We start from the raw sequence: 23,727 nt of genomic DNA on the forward strand, positions 1-23,727 counted from the left end.
CCGCGTTCGAGACGACGCTTTCGAACCTGTAATGATGGGTTCTATGCCGATTCCGAGGGGATCGAGATTGCCCGTGTCTTCGATGGGTGTATCTGCGGAGCCTTGTCGGACGGGACCGGCCCGGGCCGGTCCGGGCCATGGGCATCGGGCTGAATGCGAATCGCGTGCGGCAATGGATATGTGCGGCCGGGCTGGCCGGCAGGCAAGTCGGGTCCCTCGAACTCCCGGACGTCCTGACCGATTCGAGCGAGAGAGGTCGAGCGAAAATCCAGATCTCGGGCATCAACATGGGCGCGCCGAAGCGTCAGGGCGCGGCTGGGGTTTTTCGGATCGTCTTCTCAACGAATCCGCCAACATCCGTGGTCGTCGACCAGTCGGGAAAATAAGCGATGCGGCAGGGGCGTGCAGCGAACGTCGCTGACTCCGCGGCGTGTAATACCCGGCCGCGGCGCAGGGTACGACTTGCCGCATGATCCGCGTTAGTCTTTCTGCGGTTCCTCGCGTCGACCGCGCCGAAGCGCTGGGCGTCGCGAGATCCGCCACGAAGGGCTATGAGGCCGATTCATGCTGAAAACCGCTGTCCTAGTTCTGTTCTTGGCGCTGTTGTGCGGCTGGGCCTTGCCTGCGAGCGCGGGAGCCGTTGCGGTCGAGCCGTCCGTGGTCGCTTTCGTTCGCGTCAATGTCGTGCCGATGGACCGCGAGCGCGTGTTGCGGAAACAGACCGTGATAGTGGAGAGCGGGCGCATCCGCGCGATCGGGCCGGACCTCGCCGTGCCCGCGCATGCCCGCATCGTCGACGGCGGCGGCACCGCGTGGCTATCGCCCGGTCTGGCGGATATGCACACGCACTCCGACACCCGCCAGGACATGGCCGTGTATCTGGCCAACGGCGTCACCACTGTCTTGCACATGGGCGAGGCGCCCAATGCCTTCATCGGCGGCACGCGCGCGGCGATCGAGCGCGGTGAAGTGCCCGGCCCGCGCGTGTACGCGGCCTTTGTGATCGACGGATCGCAAAGGTATGGCCATCTGGCAGTGCGCACGCCGCAGCAAGCGCGTGCCCTGGTCGAACTCGCCCAAACCAACGGCTTCGACTTCATCAAAGTCTACAACGACCTCGACGCACCGGCGTTCGACGCGCTGATCCAGGAGGGACGAGCGCGCAACATGCCGGTGGTTGGCCATGGCGTGAACGCGCTGGGATTGCGGCGGCAGATCGAAGCGGGGCAGGTCTTGGTCGCACATGCGGAGGAGTTCTTTTACACGGAGTTCTTCGAGCCCGGCGAAGACGCCGGCACCCGCGCGCCCGACCCGGGCCGGATCGCGACGACGATCCCGCTATTGAAGCGGAAGCGTCCCTATGTGACCGCCGATCTAGCGACCTATGGCGCCGTGGCTTCGCAATGGGGACGCCCCGGCGTCGGGCGCACTTACCTGCGGCGTCCTGAAGCGCGCCATCTGGCGCCCAGCGAGCGGCTGGACTGGATTCGTCGTGCCGACCAGTACGCCAAGCGTTCCGGCACGCTCGACGAGCGAATGAAGTTTCTGCAGGGCTTCGTCAAGGCGATGGCGGACGCGGATCTGAGACTGGTGACCGGCACCGATGCGCCGGTAGTGCCAGGCGTCTTTCCCGGTTACTCGCTGCACGAGAACCTGGCCGCATTGGAAGCCGCCGGGCTGAGCCGCTATCAGGCGCTGCAGGCCGCGACGCGCACGCCGGGAGCCCTCATTGGCGAATATCGGCCCGGCAGCGAGCCTGTCGGCATAGTAGCCGCCGGCTATCGGGCCGATCTGGTTCTCGCCGCGGGCAACCCGCTGGACGATCTGAGCACCTTGAAGCGACCGCTCGGCGTGATGGTGAATGGCCGTTGGTATTCGCGCAGTGCGCTGCAGGCGCTGACCGACCAAGTCGCGGCCGAGTACGTCGGATGCGCGGCGCCGTAACCGCACGATCTCGGGCCCTGTCCGTGGCGCCTGCCAGGCGGCAGCGTGATGCGGCAGAAACAGGCGCGATCTCGAAGAACCGAGCCAGTCCGTTCGGGCGAGCGGCCAAAACAGAAGCGCGCCCGGTTGGGGAACCGGGCGCGCGAGGCAGAGCAACTACAGGGGGGAAGCGGCTCTGCCGTATTCGGATGCTCGCTGACGTGCATCTCGGATGTTGAGATCGCAGGCCAGCCGACCCGAGTAGTGGGACCAATGTCCCGGAGCGCCGAAAGACGGTGCCTGAATCGATCCGGCCATTGGCTTCAGCAGTGCATGGCAGCGATCAGGCCGCGCCCTTCATCGAGTGCTTCAGCTGACTCATTTCGCGGTGCGTGCCGCGAACGATCGGGAGGAAGCGCTCGACGGCCGCACGGGCGGCCGGCGTCAGGCCGGAGTCGCCGGCTACCTCGTTGAACGCCTTGAGCAGACGATCTTCGGACTCCTCCAGCTCGGCGACATAGCCGTAGGCGGTATCGCCGAAGGCGGCGCGGACCTTGCCGTAGAGTTGCTGCATCGAACCTACGAAGGTTCCGTGTTCGGCCGGCGATCCGCCTGTCGCCGCGACTTCGGCGGTCAGCGCGGTAACGATCTCGGACTTCGTCGAGGCGATGCGGGAAAACAAGGCGGACAGCTCGGCGTTCTTCACCTGTCCGGAAGCCTCGGTATAAAAGTCCTTGCCGTCGCGGGCAATCTCGATGAGATCGTTGAGGTTATGCGTGGTTGCGCGATCCGACATGCGTGACTCCTAAGCTTCTTCGGGGGAGTGCGCACTATCTCGATCGCGGCATGAAGTGCCCGTGATCGGCGTCATTCGACAGCGCAATAATCGCGTGAAGACTGCGCTCGAAAACTCGGCTGGATCTGCGTGAAAGCTCGGATGAACGAACGACATCGCACGCACGCCCGGCACCCGTGCTCGATCTGCGTCGAATGCGTGACGGCCCGAATCATGCGGCCTCGGATCGTGGCCCAGATGTCATGAGTCGTGCCCCGGCCCCGCGATCTGGAGAGCGCGTTGGTCGGCGATGCGCCCACATCGTGTGAGCTGACCGATTGCCACGGAACACCACTCCCGCGACGCTCGGCCGCAGGCAGGTAGCCGATATTCCGCATCTGGGAACCAGGTTCTGCGACGATGCGCGCACGCCGACGTACGGTTTGCGATGCGCTTGCGGTGGCTTCCGTGGATATTTGGAAATGCGGTCGCGTTCACGATTTATGCGCGAGTAAACCGTTTTCAGTGCATGGACGCCGCTGGCTTGTATACCTAGGTTGGTCGCCACGGCCCTGCGAGCGCACCGGCCGTAGATGCCGTCGGGCCTTTCCCGTTTTTCGATATTGCCCTTAGCGGAAGCCAGGACGGTCGCCCGCCGCATACCGCGGCACTTTGGGGTTTCAATCGGGAACGCAACAACGGTCGGTGCCGTGAAGCGCTGGCGGCGGAGCCGCAGCGCGCTGCCCTAACCGGTGCGACGCCGGGCGCTCACCACGAGGTGGGGTGCCGGACTGCGTGGAGTGGGACGCCGCTCATCGCCAATGCACCGGACAGGCAGTCCACGGCCTCCGTTTTTGTCCCGTCCACACACGGAGAGACGTGCATGAATCGTCGAATTTTGTCGCTGGCCATCGGTGCTTCGCTGATGTCCGTCGCGCTGCCGGGCCTGACTGCGGAGCTGCTGACCGTCGACAGGCCGATCGAGGGACGCTACATCGTCGTACTGAAGGAGCGGGCCGCCCTGCTGTCGGCGGAGAGCCGCAATGGTGTAGCCAACGTGCCTGCGGTCGCGCAGGGCATCGCCCAGCAGTATCGCGTCAAACTGCAGCGCAGCTATCAACATGCGCTGCGCGGCTTCGTCGTCGACGCAGACGACGCTTCCCTGGCGCAGTTGCTCAAGGATCCGCGGATAGCCTTCGTGGAAGAAGACGGCTACATGTCGGTGGAGGCGACGCAGACCAACGCCACCTGGGGCCTGGATCGCATCGATCAGCGCGATCTGCCGCTCAGCACCACTTACACCTACGATACCGACGCGGCCGGCGTACACGCCTACGTCGTCGACACCGGCCTGCGCGCCGACCACACCGAGTTCACCGGCCGCATCGGCAACGGGTTCTCTTCGGTCCCCGGCGATTCCAGCACCACCGACTGCCACGGTCACGGCAGCCATGTTGCCGGCACGGTCGCCGGCACCACGTGGGGCGTGGCCAAGAAGGCCACCGTGCATCCGGTGCGCGTGTTCGGTTGCGGTTCCAGCGCGCCGAACTCGCAGATCATCGCCGGCATCGACTGGGTCACGGCGAATCACGTCAAACCCGCGGTGGCGAACATGAGCCTGGGCGGGCCGGCTTCAACGGCCACGGACACCGCGGTGAACAATCTGATCAACGCCGGCGTCGTGGCGGTGGTGGCGGCGGGCAACGGCAATATCGATGCGTGCACCGAGTCCCCGTCGCGGGTGCCGCGCGCGCTCACGGTCGGAGCCAGCGATCGCAACGACGCGCGCTCCATCTGGACCAGCGGCCAGGCCTCGAGCTGGGGCAGCTGCCTCGATCTGTTCGCACCGGGCACCTCGATCGTATCGGCCGGTATCGGCAGCGCCACCGCGTCGGCCGCCAACAGCGGCACCTCGATGGCCTCGCCCCACGTAGCCGGCGTCGCCGCGCTGTACCTGGCGGTAAACCCGGCGGCGACACCGGATCAGGTGTATACCGCCATCGTCAACAACGCCACCCCTGGCAAGATCACCGACCTGCGCGGCTCCCCGAACCGCCTGCTGTATTCCCTGTTCGGCCCCGGCCCGGGCAACAACCCGCCGGTGGCCAATTTCACTTCCAGCGTCAGCGGGCTGACGGTGAACTTCACCGACACCTCGACCGACAGCGACGGCACGATCGCTTCGCGCAGCTGGACCTTCGGCGACGGCACTACCTCGATCGCGGCCAACCCGAGCAAGACCTATAGCACCGCCGGCACCTACAACGTCAGCCTGACCGTCACCGACGACGATGGCGCCACTCACACGAAAAGCGGCACGGTGACCGTCGGCAGCGGCGGCGCCCAGACCTATACCAACGGCACCGACGTGGCCATACGCGACAATGCCACGGTGGAAAGCCCGATCGCGGTGTCCGGCCGCAGCGGCAACGGACCGACCAATGCCAGCGTCTCGGTGAACATCATCCACACCTACAAAGGCGATCTGAGAGTCGACCTGGTCGCGCCGGACGGCTCGCTGTACAACATCCACAACCGCACCGGCGGCAGCGCCGACAACGTCACCGGCACGTTCACCTTCGATCTGTCGAGCGAGCCGCTCAACGGTACCTGGAGGCTGCGCGTCAACGACAATGCCTGGTTCGATACCGGCCGGATCGACACCTGGAGCGTCACCTTCTGATCCTGCGGCACCGGTCCACCGCGCGTGCGCGCCGATGCGTGCGCGCGGTGGATGCTTCGGCCCTTTCCCGTGAGAGAGGAGTTGGCGCGAGGACGCATGCCGGACCAGGCCCCGGATCTGGTGGGCGCATTGGCCCAGCCGGCGCTGACCGAAGCGACGCGGCCGGGATCTGCCGACAGGCCTTCGGTGGTCCGCGCCGCGACGTGAATGTTGATCGGCATCTCAGTTCCGCTCCGGCAGCCACGACAGTCGTCTTGCGTCGGCAGGGTTATCCCTAGCTCCCCTGCCGGGTACGGCGTCGATACCCTCAAGGTCGCGAAGCAATCCGACAGGTGGGCCCATGAACGCTCCGATCAGCAATGTCAGCGCGCAACCGGTTCAGTGGCAGTCGCCCGATAGTTGTATGCCCTCCGACGGGCGCGACGAAGGCGCGCAGGCTGCCCGCACCTTCGCGGAAGCAGACCCGCCGTTCCAGGCGATCCCGCCGGGCGGCAGCGCGGAACTGGCCTTCGTCTATGCCGACCAGGCGGACGAACTCAACGCCGCCTTGCAGCGTGCGGCCGACGATCCGGAATTCGCTGCCGGGTTCTTCGGCGCGCTCGGGCCGGAGAAGACCGCCGAGATGATCTCGGCCTACGATTCCATCCCCCAGGCTGCCCGGGGCGAGGAGTTCCTGTCGAACGAGAAGACCCAGGACACGCTCAAGCTGTTCGGCGAAGCATTGGGCTCGGCTTCGCGCAACGCCGGCTGTCTCGACGCGTCGTTCTTTCAGCAGCTGACCGGTCGCGGAGGCGAGTCGCGCCTCGACCCGGAGTTGGCCGCGATCGTATTGAACCAGGGCGAATATGCGCCCGAGGCCGCCGCCGAACTCGCTGCCCACGTGATCCTCAACGACGACCCGCCGGCAGTCGAACCGGTGGAGCGTTATGCCGAGCACCGCGCCGAGCTGCTCGGCGAAGGTGCCTGGCCGACGGCGCTGTTGGCGACGATGCGCAACGCAGCGAGCTCCGAACTGCTCGCCATCCAGGGCACTCCGCCCGGGGACCCCAGCCAGAGTCCAGCCTCGCGACTGATGGACCCCGGCTTGATCACCAGTTCGCACGATCCCAGCCCGACCGGCGGGACCGCGCCGCGGGTGAACGAGATCCCGGCACTGGTCAGCGCCATCCTGGACACGCCGGTCGACAACCTGCGCGATAACCCGAACGACGCCGCGGCAATGCGCGCGGTGGAATCGTTGATGCTGGGCGCCAAGCACCACCACGGCCGGGTCAACACCGAGGCCGACGAGCCGCTCGCCGAGGTCTATCGCAGCTTCGCCGGCGAGATCCTCAATGCCGGCGAGGGCGACGACGCGTTCGCGGTGGCGCGCAACACGCCGCTCGGTCGCTATCTGGCGGACTCCGGGCCCCTGGAGGCCGGCGACGGCAGTTACCTCATGACCGCCGCGCTCAACGCCGACGGTACCGCCCCGAACAAGCCGCTCGCCGAAGGCGCGCCGCCGCCGCCGCTGGGCCCGGCCCCGGAGCGCTACGCGTCGTGGAGCGAAGCGGTCATGGACGCTACCGCTCAGTATCGTGATCGAGTGCAGCGTTACGGAGCTCCGGTCCTCGAGGGCGGCAGCCGCGACCTGCGCGCCTTCGCCGACGAAGTGGCCGATATCGACGGCGAGGTGCTGACCGGCGCGTTCGGCGCTCAGGCCAACCGGGCGGCCGACAGCGACGATGCCAACGCGGCCAAGCAGGCCATGTTCAACATCTTGAGCGACTACGCGGGATTCGCCGTTGGCATCGGTGGGGGCGGCGTGCCGCGCGCGGCCGTGGCGACGCTGTACAACACGCACGTGGAGTCGTCGATCTTGGAAAGCTGGTGGCCGACCGACAATGCCGAGCGAGTCTTCGAGGAGAGCGTGCCGCAGGAGATGCGCTCGTTGCTCGCCGCGCAGACCCTCAGCATCGTCGATGGCGCTGGCCGCAGCGGCGTGGTCGCGTTGCCCGACAACCTGCGCGACCCGGAGACCGGCGGTCTGCGCACGCCGCAGCCCGGCGCCGACGCGGATCGCTTCGCCGAGGACGTGGCGCAGTACCTGGAGAACCGCGAACCCGGCAGCGCATTGGACAAGGCCATCGACGGCGCGCAAGCCGGTCTGGAAGAGCGCATCAACGCGCTGAACATCGGCCAGTATCGCGGAGGCTGAGCGCAAGCGCGGCGCCGTACTGGCGCCGCGCTGCCTTGAACGGCAAGGTCCATGGGGCCGGATCCATCGGCGTGCCTGTATGGATCGCTCGGAACCTAAGTCCGCTGGCCTGCGAGAGCGGGCGGTCGGAAGGCCGTGCGGCTACCGCATAGGTACCACGCCCCTGAAGCGCGAGAGAGCCGCTCGAGTCCGCGCCGGCAACGACTGCTCCGCGCGATGGAGATCGGCCACGAGCGTTCGTGCCGCGACGGGATCTACCCCGGCTTCCTGCAAGAAGTCGGGGTCCTTCAAGGCATCGCCACTGCAAAGGATCATTTGCCAGGCGCCTTGCTGCCTTTCCAACAGCACCCGCCCCGCGTAGTGGCCCTGCGCCCAGGTTGCGATCGCATATTCGCCGGCGATCACGATGGGATCCACCTTCAGCGGCACATACGGCCGATTCCACGATGAAAGCAATTCGGATCGAATGGCTTGCGCATCGTCGGCCTCGCTTGGCGTGGAGCACGAGCTAGCCGCCACGGCGAAGGCCAGCGCGATCCATAAAACCGAGGATCGGTACTTCAATGCGAAGTCGTGTCCATGAAGGTACCTTTCGCCGAGCACAACCTCTGACTCCCTTGCCGCTCAAGCTCTGCGGGACAACTCAAAGAGCGGCCACGCAAATTCTTACCCTGGCACAAACAGCGTCTGGGCCGAATGAAGCCCTGCTGGCTCATGCGTAATCACGCCGATTATCGCTCGGATCGAACCGGCAGCGCGGCCCGCAGCCATGCATAGCCGGTGACCGCGGAAATCGCCGACGCCAACAGGATCCCGATCACCGACTCCTGATAGAGGGCCGGATCCGAGTAGGCAAGCGACGAAATGAACAGGCTCATGGTGAAGCCGATCCCACACATCAAGCCCAGGCCGATCATGGCCGAGACGTTCATGCCGTCGGGAAATCTCGCCAGGCCGGCGGCACGCAACAGCAGCGAGGCGCCGACGATGCCGATCGGCTTACCGATCACCAGGCCGAACACGACGCCCATCGGCAGCGGCGAGAGGATATGGCCCAGTTCGATGCCACGTAGGGACAGCCCGGCGTTGACGAAGGCGAACAAGGGGAGGATCGCATAGACGACCCAGGGATGGATCTCGCGTTCGAGCGCCTCCAGCGGCGAATGCTCAGTGTCGTCGGGGATGGCGTTCTTCCTGTTGACGTGAGGGATCATCAGCCCGGTGGCCACGCCGGCCAAGGTGGCGTGGACGCCGGACTTGAGCACGAAGAACCAGAGCACGACGCCCAGCAGCAGGTACGGACCCAGAGCGCTGACGCCTCGCAGGTTCAGAACCCACATGGCGGTCAGCGTGACGGCAGCTAGCGCCAGAGGCGTCAGCGCGAGCTCATGCGAATAGAAAACCGCGATAATGACGATCGCGATCAGGTCGTCGACGACGGCTATGGTCGACAATAGGAGCTTCAAGCCCGTCGGCACCCGGGATCCGAGCAGCGCCAGTACGCCCAGCGCGAACGCAATGTCGGTCGCGGTGGGCACGGCCCAGCCTCGCATCGCGCTAGCATCGGCGCTATTGAATGCTGTGAAGATCAGCGCGGGCACCGCGACACCTGCGGCCGCGCAGACCATGGGAAGCACCAACTGCGAGCGCTCCGAAAGCTGTCCGCTGACCGCTTCGCGCTTGATCTCCAAAGCGACCATCAGGAAGAAGATCGCCATCAGCCCATCGTTGACCCAAAGCGACAGGGGCTTGTCGATATTCAGGGCGCCGATCCGGAGTTGAACCGGCGTGGCGTTGAAGGCCAGGTACTCGGCGTGGAACGGCGAGTTGGCGATCATCAGCGCCGCACAGGCCGCGACGATGAGGACGATCCCGCCTGCGGCTTCGAGGCGGAAGAACTCAGCCAAGGCATCGAGGGCGCGCTGAGGAACGACTTTTCTCAGGGACTGCGGGCTCATTGCGATCTCGATGCGTCTGGAGATAGGAGGGTACTGGAGGAACCGCTAGCTATCGCGCCATGGTCCTAGGCATGCGGCGTTCTGACGAGACTCGTCAGAATAATTCCGCGGCAATCAGGCTTGCAATGCCACACGCGGCTCTTCATGTTAGCCTTCTGGTCTCGCTTCTGGGGGGCTGGAGGCAACCTTCCGCTGCAGCCGGGCGCATGTCCGACTACCCGCGGTGCGCTGCGCGCGACCGATCGCCCGGCCAGGATGTCCAACCTGATGAACACTCTTCGTAGCAGTTGGAAGATCGTAGCGATCGACGAACGGGGTCTCATTCGGCGCCTGCGCTGCGAGCGCACGCGTACCGACGATGGCCCCGAGATCATCGGTGTCTATAGGTTGTTTACCGGCGAGGAGCTAACCCGAACTGATCGCGGACGCTATGTAGACTCGCGTGGATGCACCTACCGTTCCGATGACCTGCTGGCTCCGTAAACTAGTTCTGAGACGTTCCAGGCCGCCAGGCCTGCACAGCGGGGGCATCATGATGCATTGGGCTTCAGTGGATTAGATGGAGGGCGCATGCGCTTGTTGCTGGACCCGCAACTCAACCCTGCGACGCAGGACGGCTGGCGCCGGCGTTGGTTCGACATCATTTATCGCCACGACACTGCGCCGTCGCGCAACTTCGATCTGCTGTTGATCGGGCTGATCCTCGCGAGCGTCCTTGTGATCATGTTCGACAGCGTGCCGCGCCTGCATGCGCGCTGGGCAGGATGGCTGTACGGGCTGGAATGGATGTTCACGGTGCTGTTCACCGTCGAGTACGCATTGCGGCTGGCCGTGGTGCGGCGCCCGTGGCGCTACGCGCTGAGTACCTGGGGGCTGATCGATCTGCTGTCGATCCTGCCGACTTACCTGTCGCTGCTCCTGCCGGGCAGTCAGAGCCTGTTGGTGGTGCGCGTGCTGCGCATCCTCAGATTGTTTCGGATTCTCAAGTTGACCCAGTACGTGGAGGAGGGCGGCTTGTTGGTCGGCGCGCTATGGCGCAGCCGGCGCAAGATCTTCGTGTTCATTTGCGCGGTGCTGACCGTCGTGGTGATCTTCGGTGCGTTGATGTACGTCGTCGAAGGACCCGAGCGCGGCTTTACCAGCATTCCCACCGGCATGTACTGGGCCATCGTCACCATGGCCACGGTCGGCTTCGGCGACATAGCGCCGACCACCACGCTCGGCCGCTTCGTTACCTCGATCCTGATTCTGATCGGTTACAGCGTGATCGCGGTGCCGACCGGCATTTATACCGCCGAACTGGCGAGCAGCCTGCGCGAGGCCAGCCACGAACGCGCTCATCTCGACAGACGCGGCTGTCCACAGTGCGGCCTGGAGGGGCACGATCCCGACGCGCTGTTCTGCCGGCACTGCGGGCATTCGCTGCCGGCGCCGATGGGATAAGCGCCGCGGCCGAGCGATCGAGGGGCCAACTTGAGTTGGCTGTTGCGAGGCAATACCATGCCCACAGCCACATTCGGCCCAGAAGACGCCGCCTCATGACTCCGCCCTGACACTTGGCATTCCAGGCCACGCGACATCGCGTCGGCGAGGACTTGCATTTCATCGTGTCATCAAGCGCCTGCGGGCGTGCGGAGTCTACATGACCGTCCATTATCCGCTGCGTGAGCAGTGGTTCGGCAATATTCGCGGCGATATTCTGTCGGGCCTGCTGGTCGCCCTCGCGCTGATTCCCGAAGCGATCGCCTTTTCCATCATCGCCGGCGTCGACCCTAAAGTCGGCCTCTATGCTTCGTTCTGTATCGCGGTGGTCACCGCATTCGCCGGCGGGCGGCCCGGCATGATTTCGGCGGCCACCGGCGCGATGGCGTTGGTGATGGTGGACCTGGTCAAGGCCCACGGCCTGCAATACCTGTTCGCGGCTACCATTCTGGCCGGCATTGTGCAGGTCCTCGCGGGTGCGTTGCGCCTCAATACCCTGATGCGCTTCGTCTCGCGCTCCGTCGTGATCGGCTTCGTCAACGCGCTGGCCATCCTCATCTTTCTCGCCCAGCTGCCCGAGCTGATCGGCGTGCGATGGCCCGTGTATGCGGTTTGCGCCGCCGGCCTGGCGATCATCTATTTACTGCCGCTGCTGACCCGGGCGGTGCCGTCGCCCCTCGTCGCGATCGTCGTGCTGACTGCGGTATGCATCGGGCTGGGCGTGGACATCCGGACCGTCGGCGACATGGGCGCACTGCCCAGCAGCCTGCCCGCTTTCCTGTTGCCCAACATTCCCTGGACGCTCGAGACCCTGGAGATTCTGCTGCCGGTCTCGGCGACACTGGCCGTCGTGGGTTTGCTCGAGTCCTTGATGACCGCGCAGATCGTAGAGGACATGACCGATACGCCGACCGATCGCCGCCGCGAGTGCGTCGGGCAGGGCGCGGCCAATATCGTCGCCGGACTGTTCGGCGGCATGGCCGGCTGCGCGATGATCGGACAATCGGTTATCAACGTGTCGTCCGGCGGGCGCGGACGCCTTTCCTGCTTCGTCGCGGGCTTCGTCCTGCTGCTGTTGGTCGTCTACGGGTCGGATTGGGTTTCGCGCATTCCGATGGCCGCGTTGGTGGCGGTGATGATCATGGTCAGCATCGGCACCTTTCATTGGCGGTCCTTCGCCAACATGCGAAACCACCCCAGGAGCGCCACGATCATCATGCTCGGTACCGTGGCGGTCACCGTGGCCACGCATGATCTGGCCAAGGGCGTGCTGACCGGGGTGCTGTTGACCGCGCTGTCGTTCACTCGTCGGGTGAGCGCTTTGCTTAAGGTCGAGGAGCGCGATCCCGGCGACGGTAGCCGTGTATACGAGGTCCGCGGCCAGGTGTTCTTCGCCTCGGCCAACCAGTTCGTCGCCAGCTTCGACTTCATCCACGCACCGCCGCGCGTGCAGATCGATGTCGCACATGCGCATTTCTGGGATTTAAGCGCGGTCGATGCGCTCGATCGGGTGGTCCTGAAGCTTCGCGCTCACGGGACGGCGGTCGAGGTGATCGGCCTCAATCGGGCGAGCGAGACGCTGATCGAGCGAGTCGGCAAGCATCGCGACGGCGACAGCTCGCTCAGCGGCGGACACTGACCCATGTCGATAGCCGAGCGGATCATGAAAAAGAAAAGCAACCGGGGTATCCTGGACGCCCGACCGCGCGCTCCCTCCAATAGCGTTCGGCCGGAGCGCCCGGTCCTCGCCCCGGGCGCTTTTTTTTTGCTCAATGCCTGGCCGCTGCAACTCCGGTGCTGTTCGACAGCTGTTAGACAACCTCGGAAACCGGTCCCTCATCGACCATGATCGACGTCGATGGCTGAAGGACTTCCTCGGCCTCATCGTTCGCCGCCGTCTCCTGCTGCATCTGAGTAACCGGCGAGAGCTCATCGGCATTTCGAACCGATCTGAGGAAATCCCTGCCCCAGCGAGCTAGATCGTAGTGCTTCACTATTTCGAACAATTGCCGCTGGCGGCCTTCGCGCTCGGGGCGCTCCATTTGCAGAGCCTGCCTTAACTTGGCGGCCAGGTCTGTTATGTCGTGAGGGTTGGTGAGCAACGCGCCTTTCATTTCAGCAGCGGCGCCAGCAAATTCAGACAAGACGAGGACGCCGGAACCCGACCTCAGCCCCTGCGTGGCTACGAATTCTTTCGCGACCAAATTCAGCCCGTCTCTCAGGGGCGTAATCCACATGACGTCTGCCGCGGCGTAATAGGAGACAACGCTCGAAAAAGGCAAAACGCGAGCGAAGAATCTAACGGGCGTCCAGTCCAATCGCGATAGTCGACCATTGATCCTGCCTACGGCCTGCTCGATCTGGCGCTGCAGCGATCGATAGATGGTCATTCCCGCTGCAGCGGGCACGCAAACCATGATCAGCGTGATTTTACCTTGCAGTTCGGGCGATTCATCCAGAAGGCGTTCAAAGGCCTGCAATTTCTCCAAAATCCCCTTCGTGTAGTCCAGGCGCTCTATGGAGAGCACAAGCTTACGATTGCCGATCTGCTCTCTGACGCTGCGTACGTCGTTCTCGAACTGCGGTGCGTTGAGGCAGTCTCGAATCCGGTCCAGGTCGGTGCCTATCGGGTGTGCCCCAACACGGACATGTCGTCCCGCGACCAGAAGTTCCGAGGCCATGTCCTCCACGCCGACGGCGCAACCGAACGTGAGAAATCGCGGCGCGCACGACGTGCGGCTTATCACCTCGACTGGAAACACGCTGCGAACGGCGTCCGTGAAATTTTCCGCATGGCGTGGAATGTGAAATCCGATGTAGTCGCATGCCAGCAGGCTGCCAAGGATTTCCCGACGCCACGGAAGGATGTTGAATATATCCGCGGCCGGGAACTGCGTGTGATGGAAGAAGGCGATCTTCAAGTCCGGGCGCAGTTCTCGAAGCACGACCGGGACCATCCACAGATTGTAGTCGTGAAGCCAGACCGTCGCTCCGTACGCCGCCTCGGCCGCGGCCGCGAGGGCGAACTGGCGATTTACGCGCTTGAATACGCCCCAATCGTCCTCATCGAAGCGAGCGCGCTCCCAGAAGGTATTAATCACCGGCCAGAAGGCTTCCTTCGAGAATCGTTTGTAAAAGGTATCGACATCTTGCCTGCTCAGCGCAACCGTCGCGGCATTGAGCCCGGGATATAGAACTGGATCGACGGGCGCACGACGAGGCTGGTCCGGCGGACTGGCTGAGTCGTCAACGGTCCATGCAACCCATGAACCTGGCTGCCCATCTGAGAAAAAGCTGAGCAGACTGGGAATGATGCCGTTGGGCGAGCTATGAGGGCGTTGAACGCGCTTGCCGCGCACGACCCGTTCTTCATAAGGAAGTCGGTGATACACCATCACGAGCTCGGCCTCGCCCACGCCTTGTGGCGAGGCGCCCGGTTCGATCGTATCCAGAAGCTGGAAATGCTCGAATGCTTCTAGTATTCCGCCGCAGCCTGGAGCCGCCGCATGCATCACATTAGTCATGGTTGCGGTGGCTTGAATCAGGGCGGGCTCAGAATGGCCTACGCAAACGCCTCTAAAGCCTTCGTCGTACATAGACAGATCATTGAGCGTATCGCCGGCCACCAGAACCCGGTCGGGCCTTACATGCATGGCGCCTATCAAAGCGGACAGCGTGCTTCCCTTCCCGGTATCTCCAGGAAGGATATCCAGATACCGATCCGCAGAGTACAGCACCCTGCAACCGATCGCTCCGGCCACGTACTCGATCTCTTTTCGGATTTCTCTGAGATGCAATGGATCGCAGTAATACGAGCAGCGCCGCTCCTGTGGAACTTCCTGTCGAACCAAGCCTGGAAATCGACGCATGGCCTGGTTTACAGCCTGCTCCCCGGGCCATCGCGCCTCTATGTCCGCTTGCAACGGCTGAATGGGCTGCATGTCCTCGGTGAGCAGAACCGTCGCCCCGACATCGCATATCAGGTACTTTGGCCGCGGCAGCATGGGGTCAGAAAGCAGTGGAAGAATTCCCTCGCGCCCGCGTCCTGTCACCCACGCCAAGTCGACCTCTGAGTGTGTCTCGATCAGACGATAGAGTTTCCTTCGGCTCTCAAGATCGCCGGCCAAAAAGGTTCCATCCAAGTCGGTCGCTAAAAGCAGGGTTCGATCCTGAAGTACAGCGCTCACAATGCCTCCTACGTTAGTCGTGCGCGGAGCTGTGCGCGCGCCACGCCGAGCAGCGCTCCCGAAGGAGCGCTGCAACAGAATTTGCGGATTGCATAGGTGTTTACGAAGCTCGCGCAGGGCGAACACACCGGAGAGCTGGCATCAGACCACATGCAAGCGATGCATGGCCCAGCCCCCAAAACATCAATCCCCAAATAGATGTTTGTCGCTTCATGTTGCGACGCAGCAGCTTAACGCATCTTTCACGCCTCGAGGTCAAGATTGCGTTAATCGATCGTCTGTAGCCCTGAAAGGCGTCGTTCGCCTGCTACTTCGCTGCCGCGTCTGGCACCTGCACGCTCGCAAGGTCAGTAGACCCCGCGCCCCGTGCAGCGGAGCAGTGACTGCCTATGCGCAAGGTCGCGATCAGGAGAAGAATGCCTACTACGCATAGCACTCCGCCCATCGCTGCGTCGCCCAGCAGAACTTGGCCGGTTCCGAAAAGCAAGGCGAAGACCCCCGCATTACCGGCGGCCCATGCGGCGAACAGCCATGCGGCTATCGCGCGCGGGGCTGAGCCGGCGAGCCCCGGCCAATAGCCCACGGGGCGAACGCGGTCGACAAACAGTTGCAGATGTCGCTTCGGCACAGGAGGAGTGGCGAACGTCGCAACTAAAGCGGTACATGTAGATGCGCCGACAACCACGAGCATCAAGTACTCGGCCCGCAGCTTCGGAAACATCGTGTACATGAGTACAGCGGTACATACAGCAGAAACAAGTCCGACAATCTCGGTCCATGCATTGGCTCGCCACCAGAACCAGCGCAGCATCGACGGCAGGCCCAAACCTGCACCCAGCGCGACAAAGAAGCGCCAGGCTTGCTCAATACTGTTGATCTGAGAGGCGACCAGAATTCCCATGACAGCCAGGGCAACCACGCTGAAGCGACTGATCCGCACCAGTTGCACCTCACTCGCCTTCGGGTTCAGAAAGCGGCGATAGAAGTCATTTGTGAGGTAGCTGGCGCCCCAATTAAGGTGGGTGTCGACCGTGCTCATGAATGCGGCCAAGAGCGACACGAACAGCAGGCCCAGTAGGCCGGATGGAAGAAGCTCCGCCATTAAAACGGGATACGCCATCTCCCGATCCGCGGCTACGATCGCGGCACCGCCGGTAAGCGCAACCGTTTGATCCAGCGGATAGACAACTAGGGCGACCAGGGCGACCAATACCCAAGGCCAGGTGCGTACGGCGTAATTCAACACTACGAACCACAAGGCGCCGCCAGCCGCATGACGTTCATTGCGGGCGGCAAACAGGCGCTGGGCGAGATATCCACTGCCGTCGGCGTAATACTGTGCCCACCACTGCACGGCAACATAGATCAGGAAAACATGCAGCGGTAACCAAGCCGAGTCCAGCGGCGGAATGAACGCCAAGACCTGGTCCGCGTCATAGCGTTGGGCTATCTCACTCCGTAAACCTGCCAGCCCCCCGACGCTGTCTACTGCGTACCAGGCGAATGCCACGCCGCCCAACAGAGCGAGAACGAACTGGACCAAGTCCGTCAAAATCACTCCGCGGATACCGCCCATAGTGGAATACAGTCCGACGAGACCGAACAAGACGAGAACGGTCAGCGTGTCTTCGTTACTTCCGCCAATCAGCAGGGAGTGTGGCCAGAAGCGCCCGAAGGCTGCCACTGCGTCGGGTCCTATCCACCCGTCCCAATCGGTGAATGGCGAGGCGATCTTCACCATGGCGCGAACTACCCAACCGAGAATGATCGCGTTCAGGAGTAGGGCGAAGAATCCGGCCTTAAATGCTCGCAGCATGGCGGCACTGCGGCCGCTATATCTGAGCTCGATCAGCTCGGCATCGGTTAACACACCCGCTCGCCGCCATAAGCTGGCGAATACCACTGCAACGGACACGTGTGAAATCGCCCATGACCACCACAGCCAGTTGCCTGCGACTCCGTGCTCTGCGACCAATCCGGCAACCACCAGCGGAGTATCGGCGGCAAAGGTGGTTGCGGCCATCGACGTTCCGATCCACCACCACGGCAACGACCGCCCGGCGACGAAGTAAGACTCAATGGAGCGGCCAGCAGATCGGGATGCCCATAGGCCGACCACCAGCGTGAAAAGCAAATACGCTGCGACGATCGTCCAGTCAATAGGTGACAGTGCCCCCATCAGCTGCGCTCATAAGGCGTCAGCTTGTTCATGTATCGAGGGTAACATCGTCGAATGACTGATGGTACCTGGCCTGCGATGACTCACGATCGAGGATGTCATCTAACGATCGCGCACGTCCGGGCACGGGGCATGTCCGGCGATGTTCGTCGTGCGATGTTCGTCGTGTCCTGCCACAGGTCTCCCACGGCATCCGGGCCGTTTTGTCGAAGCATGGCTATTGCTGTGCACCGGCTCGCACAGCGTTCATTGTCGCGGATATGAACTCAGCCGGCGAATCAGATCGAGCATCTTTGTGGAGGCGGTCAGTTCCCGGCGAAGAGAGCATGGGGCCGGTCGGCGTCGCAACGGAGATCTTGGCGCCGCGGGCATGCTCGAAGGTTCTACGATCGTGATCCTCATAGAAGAGGCAGCGCTGTCCGAGGGCCGCGCCGTGACGCTTTGATCGACCAGCATGTATTCGCCGATGTCGGCAATATCATCAAGAACGAGGTCCTGCACCGGGTCCGCGTACGTCCCGAGGGCACGGGACGCAAACCCTAGTTCTTTCGTGCTCGGCGCAGACAAAGAGGCCCCGGACTCCTTCCGGGGCCGAATGGAACCAACCTGTTCGTCCGGCCGGCGAAGCCCGGGGCTGCGCCGGCCGTTGGCGTCAGAAGGTAATGCTCCAGCTGTTGATATAGCCGGTGTCGTTGACGTAGTTGTCGGTCGCGCGCAGCTTCCAGTTGCCGTTGAGCGTTTCGGTGCTCAGGTTCACGGTGTAGGTCGCATTGATGTTGTCGGCGCTGTCGTTGGTGCTGTGGTTCTTCAGCAGATAGGTCGAGCCGTCCGGCGCGACCAGGTCGAGGCGAACGTCGCCGCGGAAGGAGTGGACCACGTTCACCGCCACCGACGAGTTGGACGGCGCATTTCCGCTGCGGCCGCTGACCGCGATCGGGCTTTCGACCGAGGCGTTGTCGTTGATGGTGTAGTCGGCCGTGTTGGTATAGGTCTGCGTGCCCGTGCCGCCGGCGGTGTAGCTGCCGGTGAGACTGACGCCGCTGAACTGCGCGTAGCCGGAAACGAGCACGTGGTAGGTGCCGGCCTGGGCGGTGGCGATCGTGCAGGTTTCGGCGGTGGCGGGGTTGTCGGACTTGCAGTCGTAGCTGGTGGTGGTCGGGGCGCTGCCGAGCTTCGCGTACAGGTCCGGGTCGCCGCTGCCGCCGCTGGTGACGAACTTCAGGTTGGTGGCGCCGGCGGGCACGGCCATCGTGTAGCGCAGCGCGGCCCCGGTCGCGCCGGACAGGCCGGTCACCGGCGTGCCGTTGGTGAGGACGTTGCTGGCGGTGCCCACGGTCACCGACTTGGTTTCGTCATCGGTGTTGCCCTCGTTGTCGGTGACGGTCAGCTTGACGGTGTAGGTGCCCGCCGCCGAGTAGGTCTTGCTGGGATTAGTCTCGGTCGAGGTGGTGCCGTCGCCGAAATCCCAACTGCGCGAGGCGATGCTGCCGCCAGTGTCGGTGGACTGGTCGGTGAAGCTGACGGTAAGGCCGTTGATCGACGAGTTGAATGCCGCCGTCGGCGCACCGCCGGTCCCGCCGCCCACCGCGTTCACCGCGGCCAACGCATCAACGATGCCTGCTCCGATCGCCCGGTCCGGGGTCGATGGAAAAGCGCGAGCGGTCTGCTTCAGAATCTGTTCGATCTGTGCCGGCGTCTTCGGGCTGGACCCGGCGGCCGACTGCATGAGCGCCACGATGCCCGCCACGTGCGGCGTGGCCATCGAAGTGCCCTCGTAATAAGCGTAGCCGTTGTTGGCCACCGTCGACAGCACGCCGTTCTGGTCGCTCTGCCTCATGTCGCCGCCAGGAGCGGCCACGTCGACGGCGGTGCCGTAGTTGGAGGATCCGCCGTACTTGAACGCGGACCGGGCGCCGCTGCGGCCCGTCGCGCCGACGGTGATGATGTTGCTGCAGCTGGCAGGATTGAAGTTGGACGCGTCCTGCCCGTTGTTGCCGGCGGCCACCACCACAGCAGCCCCGCGTTGTACCGCAGCGTTGATGGCGTTCTGGTAGGTGCTGGAACACGCGCCCGGGCCACCCAGGCTGAGGTTGATCACATCGGCCGGGTACTGGTTGGCCGGCACGCCGTTCACGGTGCCGCCGGCGGCCCAGACGATGCCGTCGGCAATGTCGGAGATGGAGCCGTAGCCCTCGTTGCCCAGCACGCGGACCGGCACGAACTTGGCGCCATACGCCACGCCAGCCACACCGATGTTGTTGTTGGTGACCGCGGCAATCGTGCCGGCCACGTGGTTGCCGTGCTGGACGTTGGACACGTCGGTCGGATCGCTGTCGCGGCCGTTGCCGTCACCGGACTGGCCCTGGCCGGAGCCGGCCTGGCTGATGAAGTCGTAGCCGCCGATCCGGTTGCCATTGAGATCGTTGTGCGAGATGTGGCCCGAATCCACGACGGCGACCACCATGCCTTCGCCGGTGGACTTGTCCCAGGCTTGTGGCAGGTTCGCACCACCGGCGGCCTCGAAGTAGTGCCACTGCTTGTTGGTGTTGCCGTTGTAATTCGGGTCGTTGGGCACGGCGGCGATGCGGTGCAGGGCGTCGACCTCGACGTACTCCACATTCGGATCGGCCGCCAGCTGGCGCATCAGGGTTTCGGCGTCGACGCGGTCCAGTTTGCGCCCGACCTGCACGACTTCGGCGCCTACGGCCATCCGGCGCAGGTGCTTGATGCCGGCGCGTACCCCGCCCCGGATCGGCAGTACGCGGACTGCGGCGTCGAGCGATGCCTGCATGCTGGCGTTGCTGGCGGCGGCGGCGCTGCTGCTGTCGCGGTATTTCACGATGAAGCGGTCGTGCGTATCCGCGGTGGCGAGTCCGGACAGGTCGACCCGGCCCTGCGCATAAGCCGGTCCAGCCAATATGAATAGGGTGGCCGCGGCGAGCGCGGACTGACGGATGTGCGAATTTTTCACTGCATGTGACCTCATGAGGAAATGGAATAACGGCCGCAATGAAGCCGGCCGCGATCGAGCGACGTCCGTATCTTTTGGCGGGGCGTGGGGGAGGCCGCCAGTCCAGTGCCCCAGCCCCCGACCTCTCAGGGGTCGGACGCCTTCCGCGGGCCACGGAAGGCATGGCGGTCATTTGGATTACTGCAGCGTGAAAAGACTTATCCGGTCCTCTCTCGTTTCGCTTAAGTTTTCTCAAAACAATCTCTCGTACGCATTGCCGGCCCCGCGGGACGTGCACGGCGAGGGAGGCGCGTGGTATCTGTTTAGCCCAGGGCGACGCCGGCAAGGTGGGGAACGCCCGTAGCGGGGCGGCTCGCTCCGCGAGGCCGGGACGGCTCCTATCAAGAGGTTCGCGCTATGACCGAATCGCCCACGCCCTGGCCTGCGCGCACGCAGGCTCTGCGCATCGGCCCGCTCGTGGTCGACCTGCGCTACCGGCTGCTGCGTCGCCCCGACGGCGAGGTGGAGCTGCCGCACCGCATCTTCGAGTTGTTGCTGCTGCTGGTCGCCGAGCCGCACGTCCTGCATACGCGACAGGCCCTGCTGAGCCGGGTCTGGCCGGGGCTGGTGGTGGAGGACCCCAACCTTTCCCAAAGCGTTTGGGCCCTGCGCAAGGCGCTGGGCGGGGCGCACAAGGACTGGATCCGCACCGTGTCCAAGAAGGGCTACGTGTTCGAGCCGCCGGTGCAGGTCGAACCGGTGCTCGCCGAGGAACCGGCGCTGGCGGCGTCCGGATCCGGCGCGTCGGCGACCGCACCGGTGGACTGTGCCGGAGTCCCGCCCGTCTCGGCTGTGGCGCCGGAGCCGGCCCCGGTTGCGCCCGCCGAACCGGTCAATCTCGCGCGCTGGAGACCCGGCTCGCGCTGGCCGTTGCTGGCCATCGCCGTGGGCCTGGCCGTTCTGGTCGTCATCAGCCTGCGGCTGCAGGCCGAGCCAACGCCTGTCTCACCCAGGGCGGTGGCGCTGGTGGAAGTGGACGATCCCGGTTCGGCCGCCGCCGATCGGATGCCCGCGGCGCTGCTGCATGCCTGGCTGGAATGGAAGCTTGGGGCGCTGCCCGAGTTGAGCCTGTTGTCGCAAGCCGAATTGGCCGTGCGGCCGCCCGCGTCCACCGTGGTGGTGCTGCTCAGCAGCGGACCATTGCCTGGCGACCCGGCGCGGATGTTCGTCCAGGCCCGGATCGACACCCCCGATGGGCCGCGCCGCATCCAGCACGAGGGAATGCGCTCGCAGGTGGCCGCGCTGGTGGATCGCACCAGCGAGGACGTCCTGCACGCCCTGGTTCCGGGCCGCGACGGCCAGGCTTGGCCGCGGCTCGAGGTGGAGCCGCGCGCCGCAATGCGCTATATCGAACTGCGGCGTGCCCGGCAGGCCCGCGAATGGATCCGCGCCACCCGCATCGGCGAAGACTTGGTCCGGCAGGCACCGAACTTCGCACTGGGGCGGCTGAACATGGCGCAGACCCTGGCCACGCTCGGCCAGTTGCCGCCCGCGCTGGAGCATCTGGGCGCTGCGCGTCGCCTGCTGCACCCGGTGCCGGCGGACGTGGGGCAGATTCTCGACGCCGAGCGGCTGGGCCTGTCGCCGGACCACGCGCGCGCCGCACGCGCTTACGAGGCGCTGGCCGAGCGCTATCCCCACCAGCCGATGTTCGCCATTCAACAGGCCCGGGCGCTGGGTCGCATCGGACGTTACGGAGACGCCAAGGCCGTCCTCATGGCCCAGGCCGATCCCGAGGCCTGGTCCTTGGCCACGCGGCTGTACTGGATAACGGCGCGTGCGCGCACCGAAATTTCATTGGGCGACTATGCCGCCGCGCGCGCCACCGCGGCCGACGCGGTGCGAATCGGCGAGGCGGCCGGCGAAGGCTGGGCTTACGAGCGTGGGCAATCGCTGCTGACCTTGGCCGATGCGCAGAACGCCGCAGGCGTGGACGCCACCGGCACTTACGAGCGCGCCGCCGCGCGATTCGCCGCCGCCGGCGATACCTTCTGGGCGCTCAGTGCCCGCTTCGCCGGGGAGGCCGCCGGGCCTTACCGCGGCGAGTTGCGCCAGTTGGACGCGTGGTTGGCGCAGACCCGTGCCGCCGGCCAGCGCCAGCTCGAACTGGGGGCTTTGCGGTCGGCCGCGTTTCACTACTACCGCGCGGGCGATCTGGGCCGTTACCGCGATCGATTAGTCCAGGCCACCGCCGTGGCCCATGACATCAACGACCGCCTGGGGCTGATCTGGCTGGGCGTGGACGCGTTGAACGACGACTTCTTCCGCGGTCGCCACGACCGGGTCGAACAACAGCTCGATGCCATGCTGCGCAGCGGCGTGCAGGGCGCACAGTTGCTCTGGGCGCGGCAATTCCAGGCCTTGCTCGCCAGCGATCGCGGGCAATACGCGCAGTCGCTGGCCGTGCTCGATGCGGCTACGGCGCAGGCGCGCGCGGGCCGCAAGCCGGGAGACCCGCCGCCGGCCATCGAAAAGATGTTCGCCTGCACCAAGGGCGGCATCTTCCTCAGCCAGGCGCGCGCCATGGAAGCGCGCAGCGCCTATGCGCTGTGCGGCAGGGGGCCCGGGTCGCAAGCCCAGTCTGGCCAGATCGGTCTGGCAGAGACCGAATTGATGGCAGGGGACCTCCAGGGCGCGCTGCGTCATCTGAGTGCGGTCGCGGACGAAGTCCCGCGGATCGCGACGGCGCCCGATCGCTGGGCGCTCCAGGTCGACCTGGCCGCGTTGCTCGTGCGGGCCGGAGAGACCCGCGAGGCGCAGGCCCAGCTCGACGCCGTGCTGCCCGAACTGGAGCGGCAGGGCCTCAATCGCGCGGCCATGTTCGGGCGGTTGGCGCTGGCCGAGATCGCCATGGCAAGCGGCGAGGTTGCCCAGGCGCGCATCGAACTGGCGGCCACCCGTCGCCTCATGTCGCGCGGGCTGTGGATCCCGCGGCTGGAGCAACTCGAGATTGCCATCGCCCGCGCCGAAGGCGATGAAGTCCGCGCCGGACGAATCCTGGCCGCGCTGGATTACCAGGCGCACCAGCGGCAGGACACGCTGGCGCAGTTGCTGGCGCACAGCCTCATGGCCGCCGACCTGCATTTGCCGGGCTGTACGCGCGCGCAGCGTGCCGCCTTGGTCGCGCGCACGGGTTTCCATGCGGCGCGGCTGGACTGGTTGGACGGACGCAAGCCCGGGGACGATGATTCCGGCTCTGATAGGTACCGGCAGTGGCCTCGAGGCGCAGCCGCTCCACGAGACCGTATCGTGGCCGCACGCGCTGGAGGACACGGCCAGCTCGCCGCGTGGCCCGGGCGTCCGGACAACGGGGCGCTGTAGATCGCCGGCTTG

General features: G+C 65.0%; 13 protein-coding genes and 1 pseudogene. 8 read left to right on the forward strand and 6 right to left on the reverse strand.

Going from position 1 to position 23,727, the window contains the following annotated elements; genetic code table 11:
- Positions 1–137: 137 nt before the first annotated feature.
- The gene (locus AC6CH2_RS19415; RefSeq protein ID WP_498270639.1) at positions 138–386 is read left to right on the forward strand and encodes a hypothetical protein; all 249 of its coding nucleotides are present in this window, start codon (positions 138–140) and stop codon (positions 384–386) included.
- A gap of 178 nt (positions 387–564) precedes the next feature.
- Positions 565–1,944, forward strand: coding sequence for an amidohydrolase family protein (locus AC6CH2_RS19420; RefSeq protein WP_498270640.1), 1,380 nt, complete (start codon positions 565–567; stop codon positions 1,942–1,944).
- A gap of 322 nt (positions 1,945–2,266) precedes the next feature.
- On the opposite strand, the gene AC6CH2_RS19425 is transcribed toward AC6CH2_RS19420, so the two are convergent.
- Complete coding sequence (locus tag AC6CH2_RS19425; RefSeq protein WP_498270641.1) at positions 2,267–2,719, reverse strand: PA2169 family four-helix-bundle protein; 453 nt, start codon at positions 2,717–2,719, stop codon at positions 2,267–2,269.
- An 862-nt stretch (positions 2,720–3,581) separates the two neighbouring features.
- Between AC6CH2_RS19425 and AC6CH2_RS19430 the strand changes: the two genes are divergently transcribed.
- Together AC6CH2_RS19430 and AC6CH2_RS19435 are read left to right on the forward strand one after the other, a co-directional pair.
- Positions 3,582–5,381, forward strand: coding sequence for a S8 family serine peptidase (locus AC6CH2_RS19430; protein WP_498270642.1), 1,800 nt, complete (start codon positions 3,582–3,584; stop codon positions 5,379–5,381).
- Between the two features lie 340 nt (positions 5,382–5,721).
- A complete protein-coding gene (locus AC6CH2_RS19435; protein WP_498270643.1) occupies positions 5,722–7,578 on the forward strand; it encodes a hypothetical protein in 1,857 nt (618 codons plus the stop codon).
- A gap of 141 nt (positions 7,579–7,719) precedes the next feature.
- On the opposite strand, the gene AC6CH2_RS19440 is transcribed toward AC6CH2_RS19435, so the two are convergent.
- Both AC6CH2_RS19440 and nhaA read right to left on the reverse strand, forming a co-directional pair.
- Positions 7,720–8,142, reverse strand: coding sequence for a copper uptake system-associated protein (locus tag AC6CH2_RS19440; protein WP_498270644.1), 423 nt, complete (start codon positions 8,140–8,142; stop codon positions 7,720–7,722).
- 167 nt (positions 8,143–8,309) lie between these two features.
- The gene (nhaA, locus tag AC6CH2_RS19445; protein WP_498270645.1) at positions 8,310–9,536 is read right to left on the reverse strand and encodes a Na+/H+ antiporter NhaA; all 1,227 of its coding nucleotides are present in this window, start codon (positions 9,534–9,536) and stop codon (positions 8,310–8,312) included.
- Between the two features lie 570 nt (positions 9,537–10,106).
- Here nhaA and AC6CH2_RS19450 point away from each other — a divergent pair.
- Both AC6CH2_RS19450 and AC6CH2_RS19455 read left to right on the forward strand, forming a co-directional pair.
- Positions 10,107–10,979 (forward strand): ion transporter, encoded by an 873-nt coding sequence (locus AC6CH2_RS19450; protein ID WP_498270646.1) that lies wholly within the window; start codon positions 10,107–10,109, stop codon positions 10,977–10,979.
- Positions 10,980–11,178: 199 nt separating this feature from the next.
- Positions 11,179–12,657 (forward strand): SulP family inorganic anion transporter, encoded by a 1,479-nt coding sequence (locus AC6CH2_RS19455; RefSeq protein ID WP_498270647.1) that lies wholly within the window; start codon positions 11,179–11,181, stop codon positions 12,655–12,657.
- Positions 12,658–12,829: 172 nt separating this feature from the next.
- On the opposite strand, the gene ggpS is transcribed toward AC6CH2_RS19455, so the two are convergent.
- Positions 12,830–15,205 (reverse strand): glucosylglycerol-phosphate synthase, encoded by a 2,376-nt coding sequence (ggpS, locus tag AC6CH2_RS19460; RefSeq protein ID WP_498270648.1) that lies wholly within the window; start codon positions 15,203–15,205, stop codon positions 12,830–12,832.
- 307 nt (positions 15,206–15,512) lie between these two features.
- A complete protein-coding gene (locus tag AC6CH2_RS19465; protein ID WP_498270649.1) occupies positions 15,513–17,384 on the reverse strand; it encodes a sodium:solute symporter family protein in 1,872 nt (623 codons plus the stop codon).
- A 435-nt stretch (positions 17,385–17,819) separates the two neighbouring features.
- Between AC6CH2_RS19465 and AC6CH2_RS19470 the strand changes: the two are divergent.
- Positions 17,820–17,912: pseudogene (locus AC6CH2_RS19470) on the forward strand (endonuclease); the annotation flags it as partial.
- Positions 17,913–18,036: 124 nt separating this feature from the next.
- Here AC6CH2_RS19470 and AC6CH2_RS19475 read toward each other — a convergent pair.
- On the reverse strand, positions 18,037–20,355 hold the full coding sequence (locus AC6CH2_RS19475) for a S8 family serine peptidase (protein WP_498270650.1): 2,319 nt from the start codon (positions 20,353–20,355) through the stop codon (positions 18,037–18,039).
- A 396-nt stretch (positions 20,356–20,751) separates the two neighbouring features.
- Here AC6CH2_RS19475 and AC6CH2_RS19480 point away from each other — a divergent pair, with 396 nt between their 5' ends.
- The gene (locus AC6CH2_RS19480; RefSeq protein WP_498270651.1) at positions 20,752–23,715 is read left to right on the forward strand and encodes a winged helix-turn-helix domain-containing protein; all 2,964 of its coding nucleotides are present in this window, start codon (positions 20,752–20,754) and stop codon (positions 23,713–23,715) included.
- Positions 23,716–23,727: the final 12 nt, after the last annotated feature.

The organism is Lysobacter sp. GQ73, assembly GCF_059758755.1.